8 protein-coding genes and 2 pseudogenes are annotated in these 10,119 nt (G+C 67.1%); 9 read left to right on the forward strand and 1 reads right to left on the reverse strand.

The genetic code is table 11. The features are described from left to right. Positions 1-156: 156 nt before the first annotated feature. From IPK65_12400 to IPK65_12430, 7 genes and pseudogenes are all read left to right on the forward strand, one after another. Positions 157-453: pseudogene (locus tag IPK65_12400) on the forward strand (YbaB/EbfC family nucleoid-associated protein). Between the two features lie 10 nt (positions 454-463). After that, positions 464-1,060: a recombination protein RecR gene (recR, locus tag IPK65_12405; protein MBK8163892.1), complete on the forward strand. Its 597-nt coding sequence runs from the start codon at positions 464-466 to the stop codon at positions 1,058-1,060. Continuing rightward, positions 1,014-2,237: a PQQ-dependent sugar dehydrogenase gene (locus IPK65_12410; GenBank protein ID MBK8163893.1), complete on the forward strand. Its 1,224-nt coding sequence runs from the start codon at positions 1,014-1,016 to the stop codon at positions 2,235-2,237. Before recR ends, IPK65_12410 begins: the two co-directional genes overlap by 47 nt. Positions 2,238-2,421: 184 nt before the next feature. Continuing rightward, positions 2,422-2,679, forward strand: a complete 258-nt coding sequence (locus IPK65_12415; protein ID MBK8163894.1) for a hypothetical protein — start codon at positions 2,422-2,424, stop codon at positions 2,677-2,679. A 62-nt stretch (positions 2,680-2,741) separates the two neighbouring features. Further along, positions 2,742-3,182: an Rrf2 family transcriptional regulator gene (locus IPK65_12420; protein MBK8163895.1), complete on the forward strand. Its 441-nt coding sequence runs from the start codon at positions 2,742-2,744 to the stop codon at positions 3,180-3,182. 54 nt (positions 3,183-3,236) lie between these two features. Continuing rightward, complete coding sequence (locus tag IPK65_12425; GenBank protein MBK8163896.1) at positions 3,237-4,670, forward strand: glutamate--cysteine ligase; 1,434 nt, start codon at positions 3,237-3,239, stop codon at positions 4,668-4,670. 19 nt (positions 4,671-4,689) lie between these two features. Continuing rightward, entirely contained in the window at positions 4,690-5,703 is a 1,014-nt protein-coding gene (locus IPK65_12430) for a succinylglutamate desuccinylase/aspartoacylase family protein (protein MBK8163897.1), read from the forward strand. A 77-nt stretch (positions 5,704-5,780) separates the two neighbouring features. On the opposite strand, the pseudogene IPK65_12435 reads toward IPK65_12430, so the two are convergent. Then, positions 5,781-7,756 (reverse strand): annotated as a pseudogene (locus IPK65_12435) (cation:proton antiporter). Between the two features lie 314 nt (positions 7,757-8,070). On the opposite strand from IPK65_12435, the gene IPK65_12440 reads away from it, so the two are divergent. After that, the gene (locus IPK65_12440; protein MBK8163898.1) at positions 8,071-8,955 is read left to right on the forward strand and encodes a universal stress protein; all 885 of its coding nucleotides are present in this window, start codon (positions 8,071-8,073) and stop codon (positions 8,953-8,955) included. Positions 8,956-9,081: 126 nt separating this feature from the next. Continuing rightward, entirely contained in the window at positions 9,082-9,387 is a 306-nt protein-coding gene (locus IPK65_12445) for a phosphate-starvation-inducible PsiE family protein (GenBank protein MBK8163899.1), read from the forward strand. The last annotated feature ends 732 nt before the right edge of the window (positions 9,388-10,119 follow it).

Consider the following 10,119-nt stretch of genomic DNA (forward strand, 5'->3'; position numbering starts at 1 on the left):
GAGACCTTCAACGCCCGCATCGTGCCGGAGACGGTGGAGCCGCTCGACTGAGGCGGCGCGGCGGTGATCCGTTGATGTGCCAAGCGCCGTCCGCCTGTGCGCGGCGGCACCCGCCTTCGGGAGGACGTGACGCGAAAGGTGGTCTGAGGAAACCTGATGAAGCAGGCGCAGAAGATGCAGGAAGACCTGCAGAAGGCGCAGGAGGAAATCGCCGGCATGGAAGTCACCGGCCAGGCGGGCGGCGTGGTGAGCGTGGTGATGACCGGGCGCCACGACGTCAAGCGCGTCAGCATCGACGAGGCCTGCTGAAGGACGGGAAAGGAGATGCTGGAGGACCTGATCGCCGCCGCCGTGAACGACGCGGTGCGCAGGATCGAGAGCGAATCGAAGGAAAAGATGGCGAGCATGACGCGCGGCCTGCCGCTACCGCCCGGGATGAAGCTCCCGTTCTGACGAGGCGCCGGTGTCCGACAGCCCGCTCATCGACCGCCTGATTGAGGCGCTGCGCTGCCTGCCGGGCGTCGGCCCGAAGTCGTCGCAGCGCATCGCCTACCACCTGCTCGAACGCAACCGTGAAGGCGCGCGCCGGCTGTCCGCGGCGCTGCAGGAGGCCGCCGACAAGGTCGGCCGCTGCGGCGAGTGCCGCACCCTGAGCGAGACCGCGCTGTGCCGCCTGTGCGCGAGCGACAAGCGCGACGCGGCTCAATTGTGCGTGGTGGAGAATCCGGTCGATGTGCAGGCGATCGAGCAGACCACCTCGTTCAAGGGGCGCTATTTCGTGCTGATGGGGCACCTCTCGCCGCTCGACGGCATCGGCCCGGAGGACATCGGGCTCGACCAGCTGGAGCAGCGCCTGCGCCAGGGCGCCGTGCGGGAGGTGATCCTGGCCACCAATCCGACGGTGGAGGGCGAGGCCACCGCGCATTACATCGCCGACATGGCGCGCGAGTACGGCATCCGGGCCAGCCGCATCGCGTACGGCGTGCCGTTCGGCGGAGAGCTGGAATATGTCGATGCCGGTACGCTGTCGCACGCCATCGCCGGTCGGCGGGATATCTGAAGCCGTGAAGCGCCTGCGCGCCGCGGGCGCCGGCATCGTGATCGCCCTGTCGTGCGCCGCCGGCGCGGCGGCCGCCGCACCCCGCTGCGACGAACCGGCGGGCGCGGACATTCCCGCCATCGCCCTGCAGGAATGGCTCGGCGGATTCGAGCAGCCCGTACACCTCGCGCACGCAGGGGACGGCAGCGGCCGGCTCTACGTGGTGGAGCAGGCCGGGCGCATCCGCGTCATTGAGGACGGCAAGGTCCGGCCGGATCCGCTGCTCGACATCCGCAGGCAGGTGACGAGCGGCGGCGAGAAGGGCCTGTTGAGCGTCGCATTCCATCCGCGCCACGCCGACAATGGCTACTTCTACGTCGACTACACCGCGCGCGACGGCGGCCTGCACACCGTCGTCTCGCGCTTCACGCGCGGCGCGGATGGCCGCGCCGATCCCGCCAGCGAACGCGTGCTGCTCCGGATCGCGCAACCCTACGGCAACCACAACGGCGGCCAGCTCGCCTTCGGGCCCGATGGCCACTTATATATAGGCATGGGCGACGGCGGCAGCGCCAACGACCCGCACGGCCACGGCCAGAACCTCGCGACCCTGCTCGGCGCGCTCCTGCGCATCGACGTCGACCGCGCGGAGGGCGGCGCGCCCTACGGCATTCCCGCGGACAATCCCTTCCGCGACGTCCGGGGCGCGCGGCCGGAGATCTGGGCCTATGGCCTGCGCAATCCGTGGCGGTTCTCCTTCGACAGCGTCACCGGCATACTGTACCTCGGGGACGTGGGCCAGGACCGCGTCGAGGAGATCGATGCCGTCACCGCGGGGGCGAATCTCGGCTGGAGCATCATGGAGGGCGACAGGTGCAACGCGAAGTCCGCCGAATTGTGCAGGCGCGGGGACCTGGCCGCACCGATCGCGACCTACGGCCACGACGAGGGCATCGCGGTGACGGGTGGGCATGTCTACCGCGGCCGCGCCGTGCCCGGCCTGTGCGGCGTGTACCTCTATGCCGATTACGGCTCCGGCCGGGTGTGGGGTCTGCGTTACCGTGACGGGCGTGTACAGTCGGCAAGGCGCCTGCTCGACACCGACCTCAACGTCAGTTCGTTCGGGCAGGGTCCCGACGGCGAGGTTTATCTGCTCGATCTGGGCGGCAGGATCCTGCGCGTTGCGCGCGCCGAGTGAGCCGCGCGCGATGAGCGGCAACCAGGGGAGGGCGCGGCGATGATTCCGGGTACCGTACTGTTCGCCACGGCGACCTTCGCCATCATGCTGGCGGCATTCTTTCACTCCGGATGCGCCGCGTGCACATCCCGGTGATGATCTCCATCATGGTCGCCGACCTGGCGCTTCCCGGTCTATCTGTGACATGACGCGCGACTGGCACAAGAAACTGATCGAGCACGGGGAGATCTTCTCCTTCCTCATGTGGATGCACTTCATGCTGGTAATCACCCTGTACGTGCTCTACGTGGTGCAGATCCAGACCGCGCGCCGCCTGCTGGGCGGCGACGACACGGTGAGAAAGGACCACCGCACCCAGGGCATCGGCATCCTGATCACGCGCGGGCTGGTGATCTTCACCGGCGCGCTGCTGGCCGAACCGGTGGCCAATCCGATTTTTTGACCGCCGCATATCCCGTCGCCGCGCCCATTGCGGCGGGTGCGCCTTCGCGGTAGCTTGTAGGCATGCAGCTCACTCTCTATACCGATTACTCCCTGCGCGTCCTCATCTACCTGGGGCTGCGGCGCGACCGCCTGTCGACCGTCTCCGAGATCGCGCAGGGCTACGGCATCTCGCGCAACCACCTGGTCAAGGTGGTGCACAACCTGTCCACCCTCGATTTCATCCATTCGATCCGCGGCAAGGGCGGCGGCCTGAGCCTCGCGCGCGCGCCCGAGCTGATCAACATCGGCGACGTGGTGCGGCACACCGAGGCGAATTTCACTATCGTCGAATGCTTCGACGGCAGGCAGCAGAATTGTCCGATCACCCAGGTATGCCGCCTGAAGGGCGTGCTGGGCGATGCCTCCGACGCCTTCCTCGCTGTGCTCGACGGCTATACCCTGGCGGATGTACTGAAAAACGAGCACAAGCTCGTAGCCTCGCTGAAACTGGTCGGGCGCTGAGAACGCAGCTCGCTGAGGCCATAGAACCCTCCGGAACAGATGCGGGCAGCCCCGATGGGACAGGAGATCGACCGCGAACATTTCACCCGGCACGACTACGGCGTGTTCTCGGCGCGCCTGCGCGAGGAAACGGCGCTGCTCAAGGCGCTGTTCGAAACGCAGGGGCTGTCGCAGCGGCACCATGTCGCCGGTTTCGAGCTGGAGGCCTGGCTGGTGGACGGGCGGTTTCGCCCGGCGCCGCTCAATCTCGCCTTCATGGAGCGCTTCGCCGGCGAGCTGGTGGCGCCCGAACTGGCGAGCTTCAATATCGAATTCAACACCGCGCCGCGGTCTTTGACTGGCACGGCGCTGCGCGCCATGGAGCACGATCTCGCCGCCCTCTGGCAGCGTGCCAGCGGGGTCGCGCACGATCTCGATGCACGCCTGCTCATGATCGGCATCCTGCCGACCGTACGCCAGGAAGACCTGTCCATGGCCAACATGACGCCGCTCAAGCGTTACCGCGCGCTCAACGAGCAGGTGCTGCGCCTGCGCCGCGGGCGGCCGCTGCGGCTAGACATCCGGGGCGATGACCACCTCCGGCTCGAGCATCATGACGTGATGCTGGAAGCGGCCGCCACCTCGTTCCAGCTTCACCTGCAGGTGCATCCCCTGCAGGCGGCGCGCTATTACAATGCCGCGAAGATAATCTCCGGTCCGTTGACTGCCCTGTGCGCGAATGCACCGCTGCTGTTCGGCCGCCGGCTGTGGGCGGAGACGCGCATCCCGCTGTTCGAGCAGGCGGTGGCGGTGGGGTACGGCCAGGAGCATAACGCGCCGCACGACCGCGTGACCTTCGGCTACGGTTACGTGCAGCAATCGCTGCTCGAGTGCTTCCTCACCAATGCCAGCGAATACGAGATCCTGCTGCCGATCGGGCTCTCCGCCGCGCCGCGCGAACTCAGCCACCTGCGCCTGCACAACGGAACCATCTGGCGCTGGAACCGCCCGTTGATAGGCTTCGACGCCGACGGCACGCCCCACGTGCGCATCGAGCATCGCCCCTTGCCGGCCGGGCCGACCATCGTCGATACCATCGCCAATGCAGCGCTGTTCTACGGCCTGGTGGAGATGCTGGCGACGATGGAGGAGGCGCCGGAGCTGTCATTGCCGTTTGCCGCGGCAAAGGCCAACTTCTACACCTGTGCCCGCGACGGCCTGGCCGCTGAAGTGACCTGGCTGGACGGGCGGGTATATGACGTAGCCGACCTGCTGCAGGACGAGCTGCTGCCGCTGGCCCGGCGGGGATTGACGGCGCTGCGGCTGGCGCCGGAGGATATCGAACGCTACCTGGGAACGATGGTGGAGCGGCTCGCCGGCGGCCAGACCGGCAGCGACTGGCAGCGCCGTTTCCTCGATCTCCACGACAACGATCTGTTCGCCCTGACGGCCGCCTATCATGTTCACCAGCAGGGTGGTGCGCCGGTGCATCGCTGGCCGGCGTCCTGACAGGACAGACCCGGGACCTATGCTGACCATTCTCGACCACCTCCCGGACGGACTGTTGGCGGCGGAACCGGCCGATCTGGCGCGACTGCTGGGCGGCCCCACGCTGATCCACCTGCCGGGGCGGCGGGAGCGGCCCCTGTTCGTGAGCACGCTGCTGCACGGGAACGAAGACACCAGCTGGCGGGCGGTGCGTGAGCTGCTGCAGCGATACGAGAGACGGGAACTGCCGCGCGCCCTGAGCCTGTTCATCGGCAACGTCGCCGCGGCGGCAGCGGGCGTGCGCCGGCTCGAGGGACAGCTCGATTACAACCGCGCCTGGCCCGGCGGCGAGGCGACGGACGGGCCCGAGTGCGCCGTCATGCGCGCGGTGGTGGAGGAGATGCGCGCGCGCCATCCCTTTGCCAGCATCGATATCCACAACAATACAGGCCTCAATCCGCACTATGCCTGTGTGAACCGCCTCGACGCGCCGTTCCTCCGGCTGGCGACGCTGTTCAGCCGCACGGTGATCTACTTCCTGCGCCCGCGCGGCGTGCAGTCGCTGGCCTTCGCCGAACTGTGTCCGGCGGTCACGGTGGAATGCGGCAAGGCCGGCAATCCGCAGAATACGGAACACGCGCTGGAGTTCGTCGAGGCCTGCCTGCACCTGGCGGAATTTCCCCGGCATCCGGTCTCGCCGCATGACATCGATCTGTACCATACCGTAGCGACCGTCGGGATCCGGGACGGGATCGATTTCGGATTCGATGCGGAGGCGCGGGATCTCAGTCTGCCCGGCGACCTCGACCGCCATAACTTTCAGGATCTTGCCCCGGGCACGCTCTGGGGGCGGCAGGATCCGTCACGCCCGTTGACCCTGAAGGTTTCCGACGAGGCGGGCAACGACGTCACCGCCCGGTATTTCCATCTCGATACGGGTGGAACCATTAGCCTGCGGGTGCCGTCAACGCCGTCCATGCTGACGCTGGATCTCCGGGTGATCCGGCAGGATTGCCTGTGCTACCTGATGGAACGCCTGCCCTGCGCGCCATGAGCGAGTGCTTCGGCGGCATCCTATGCAGCGTCGCGGGAGCTGATCGGTCAGTCCGGTCGGAGGGGCTGTCACCTCGGCTATCCGAGCAGGATCGCCTCGGCACGCTGCAGATCTTCGGGAGAACCGAACAGCACGACGGCATCGCCCGCTTCCAGTACGGTTTCGCCCGCCGGTGACAGCCGCCGCTCACCCTGGCGCACCAGCGCGGTCACCACCGCCCGCGTTGAGTTGAGTTCGCGGAGAGGTGTGGCCGATCGCCGGACTGTCCGGCGGCAGCAGCACCGGCCGCAGCCGGTCGGCGTCCGCCTCCTGCGGGTCTTCTACGGGGGGCGCTGTCGCCGCGGTACACTTCCGCGCAGCAGGCGGTAGCGTGTCGTGCGCTGCTGCTGCATGCGGCGTACCACGCGCGCGAGTGGGACATTGAGCAGCAACAGGGCGTGCGAGGCGATCATCAGACCGGCCTCCAGCGTTTCGGGCACCACTTCCGAGGCGCCGGCCTGTTTCAGCTCCTCGACGTGGGCCTCATCGCGCGTGCGCACCATCACCGGCAGGTCCGGCCGCAGCGCGCGGACGTGGTGCAGCACCTTGTGCGCGGCCGCGGTGTCGGCGTGGCTGATGACCACCAGCCGCGCGCGGTCGACGCCGAGCGCCTCGAGGAGGTCGCGTTCGGCGGCGTCGCCGTAATAGACGCGTTCGCCGGCGAGGTGAGCCTCCTTCACCCGCGCGGGATCGAGGTCGAGCGCCACGCAGGGATATGCTCCTCTTCCAGGAAGTGGGCCACGCTCTGGCCGACGCGCCCGTAACCGCAGATGATCACATGGTCGCGCAGCTGCGCGATCGACCCGATGTCGATCCGCGCCGCCGCCTCGGCGTCCGGCCCGGCCGGTCGGCGCAGCAGACGGCCCGCCAGCGCGTGGTTGTAGCGGATGATGAACGGCGCCGCGATCATGGAGAGCAGCACGGAGGTCAGCACGATCTGTCCGGCGTCCTCCGCGATCACGCCGGCGTCGAGCGCGATGGCGAGCAGCGCGAAGCCGAACTCGCCGCCGACAGCCAGCAGCAGGCCGGTGCGCCAGGCGGTGAAGGCGTCGATTCCGGCCCGGCGCACGATCTGCGCCACCAGCAGGATCTTGACCAGCAGCAGGATCGCCGCGCCCGCCAGGGTCCAATGCCAGATGTGCAGGATCGCGAACGGATCGAACAGCATGCCGATGCCGACGAAGAACAGCCCCAGCAGCACATCGCGAAAGGGGCGGATGGTGGATTCCACCTGATGGCGGAACTCGGTCTCGCCGAGGATCATGCCGGCGAGAAAGGCTCCGAAGGCCATCGACAAGCCGAGGCTGTGAGTGGTCCAGGCCGCTGCGAGCGAGATGAACAGCACGGTGAGCGTGAACAGCTCGGCGGAGCGCCGCGCCGTGACGGCATGGAACAGCGGACGCAGGAAGCGGCGGCCGATCACGAACACCAGCGCAAAGGCCAGCACCGCCTTGGCGAGCGCCCAGCCGAGCGCGCCGGCCAGCGCCGCGGTGCCGGTCGCCAGGCCGAGCACGGGGATGACGACGACGAAGGGGACGGCGGTGACATCCTGGAACACCGACATGGCCGTGCCCAGCCGCCCGTGCCGGCTGTATTCCTCGCCCTGTTCGGCGAGCTGCTTGCTGATGATGGTGGTGGAGGACTGCGCGAAGACCGCGCCGACCACGAAGGCCGCCGCCGGCGGCAGGCCGGCCAGCCAGGCGGCGACGCCGACCACGAGCGTGGTCAACAGCACCTGGCCCGTACCCAGGCCGAGCACGAGATGCCGCAAGGCATGGATCTGCGGCAGCGAAAAGTTGAGACCGATGGTGAACAGCAGGAAGACGACGCCGAATTCTGCCAGCCCCTGTATCTGCCCGCTCTCGATGACCGGGCCGGCGGTGTGGGGGCCGAGCAGGACACCGACCAGCAGATAGCCCAGGCTGGCCGGAATGCGCAGGCGCTGGAACGCGATCACGATCACGACCGCGGTACCGAGCAGCAGGAGCACCTGGGTGAGAGGCAGGTCAATCATGCGCGGGATAACGTGCAGGTAATCCGCGTGATGTTGCCCGCGTGAGAATTCATCATGGAGGTCGAGTGTCTCGTCAATGCCATGGCGTCCGTGCCGGTTCGTGACAGCTGGAGGTGCTGTGGCCTGCATATCCCCGCGAGACGGGATCCCGCGTGCGCGGCAGCAGGGTGGTCCGCCGGGGCCGCTCTTCAGTCTTATCTTGCGGCGAAGATGAAAATGCTTAAGAATTCTATCGATTCCGCACCCCCGGCGTCCACCCGGTAAGGCGCCCGCGGTGAAACAGGCGGCCGGATCCACGGCAAAGGGGTTACATGATGGCACGCATCAAACGATTGCTGGCGGCCACCGACCTGTCGGCGCCCGCGCGCCATGCGGCGGAGCGGGCGGCGCTGCTCGCCACAGAGGCGGGGGGTACGCTCGATCTGCTGCACGTCATCGCCGCGGGTCCGCTGGGCAAGCTGCGTCAGCTTGTGCGCGAGGTTCCTGCGGACGCCGAGCAACGCCTGGTCGACGCTGTTCGGGAGGAAGTGCGCCAACTGGCCGGGAATCTGCTGAGCCAGCACGGCGTGACCGCCGGCGTGCATGTCGTGCTGGGCACGGTTATACATCGCCTGAACGAGGAAGCGGATGCCTTGGGGGCAGACCTGATCGTACTGGGCGCCCGCGGCACGAGCTTCGTGCAGCATCTGCTGCTTGGCTCGACTGCGGAAAAGATGGTGAGCCGGGCCGCGCGCCCGCTGCTGGTGGTCAAGCAGCCGCCACACGAGAGGTATCGCAGGCTGTTGGTACCGATCGATTTCTCGCCGGCCTCGCTGCCTGCGCTCAGGCTGGCGCGTGCGCTGGCGCCCGCGGCCGAACTCGTGCTGCTGCACGCCTTTGACGTGCCCTTCGAGGGCAAGTTGCGCCTCGCCGGGGTCTCGGAAGAAGCCGTGACATATTATCGCGCCGCGGCACGGGACGAGGCACTGCAGAGGATGCGCGAGCTGCTTGCCGGGGCCGGTATCGCACTGGAGGAGGCGCGCCTGCTTGTGCGGCACGGAGATCCTTGGCGGAATATCGTCGAGCAGGAACAGGAACAGGATTGCGATCTAATCGTGATGGGCCGGCACGGCGAAGGCATGCTTGAGGAGTTTTTCCTGGGCAGCGTTACGAAGCGCGTGCTGATGGACTGTCAGGCTGACGTACTGGTGTCGGTGTGAGCCCCGTCGTATCGCCACAGGCTGGTCGTATGACGGGATTATTCGGTTTGGCAACAAACATGAGCGGGATATGGGTGAGAAAGAGGAAAACTGGCGAAGATCGGCGGGCATTCCGGTCGACGGATCATTACCTCGCGCTGTTCGCCATCGGCGCCACCGTGGTATGGTCGGTCAGCACGAGTACATCGGCATCGTCGAAAAGCGGTTGGCGCTGACCTGAAGGACATCCTGCTGCTGTCCATCTACCTGGAATTCGGCGCGATGATCGACGGCTTCAAGAGCAACAAACTCCCCAGGCAGTTCCTGATCTTCACCGCCATCACCGCCCTGGCGCGGCACTCGGCAGGATCACGGACGTGCAGAAGGAACTCACGGAATTCTGGCTCTATCTCTACCTCGCAGACCGGCGATCCTGCTGCTGAGCGGGCATAAAACCACCATCGCGTACGCGGAAAAGCGATACGGCAGCCCGGAAGACGGCATCGAACGCAGGCCGAAGTTCCCGCGCAGTAATCGCCAGTGACTGAGTGAATGCGGAAAAGGGATGGATTTAACCATCTAAATCCGCCCCCTCCCTTTCGAATGGGGACAGATTTATAAATCTGTCCCCTAGTCGTACTCCACCGCCGGCAGCCTGTGCAGGATCTCGCGGTAACTGTCCAGGCGCAGCCGGCTGATCTTCCCCCGCTCCCGGGCGAGCGCGATCGCGCAACCGGGTTCGCCGTCGTGTATGCAGTCGCGGAATTTGCAGTCGCCCAGGAAGGGCCAAATTCAGGAAAGCCCCGCGCCAGCTCGGCGGGACTGATGTGCCACAGCCTGAATTCGCGCACGCCGGGCGAATCGATGATTTCCTTTGCCCGGCAGGTCAGCCAGGAGGGTGCTGGTGGTGGTGTGGCGATCCGCTGCCGGCCCCGGAGCCAGTTCGCCGGACGCGGATCTCCAGTTCGGGCAGCAGCGACTGCAGCAGCGTGGTGACCTTCCGATGCCGGACCCGCCGGACGAACACGCTGGTCCTGGGCCGTGCAGCCGCGCGCACAGTCCGGACAGGCCGAGCTGCGCCGTCCTGGCGCTGAGGAAAATGCGGTCGAATCCCACCGCGCGGTAGCCGCCCATCTCATCCCGCAGCTTCATCGCCAGGGTTTCATCGGATCAGGTCGAATTTGT

The organism is Gammaproteobacteria bacterium (assembly GCA_016712635.1).
Lineage (GTDB): Bacteria > Pseudomonadota > Gammaproteobacteria > SZUA-140 > SZUA-140 > JADJWH01.

Coding starts and splice junctions, on each gene's coding strand:
- IPK65_12430 (MBK8163897.1), top strand. CDS start 4,690: ATGCTGACCATTCTCGACCACCTCCCGGACGGACTGTTGGCGGCGGAA.
- IPK65_12415 (MBK8163894.1), top strand. CDS start 2,422: ATGACGCGCGACTGGCACAAGAAACTGATCGAGCACGGGGAGATCTTC.
- IPK65_12410 (MBK8163893.1), top strand. CDS start 1,014: ATGCCGGTACGCTGTCGCACGCCATCGCCGGTCGGCGGGATATCTGAA.
- IPK65_12425 (MBK8163896.1), top strand. CDS start 3,237: ATGGGACAGGAGATCGACCGCGAACATTTCACCCGGCACGACTACGGC.
- IPK65_12440 (MBK8163898.1), top strand. CDS start 8,071: ATGGCACGCATCAAACGATTGCTGGCGGCCACCGACCTGTCGGCGCCC.
- IPK65_12420 (MBK8163895.1), top strand. CDS start 2,742: ATGCAGCTCACTCTCTATACCGATTACTCCCTGCGCGTCCTCATCTAC.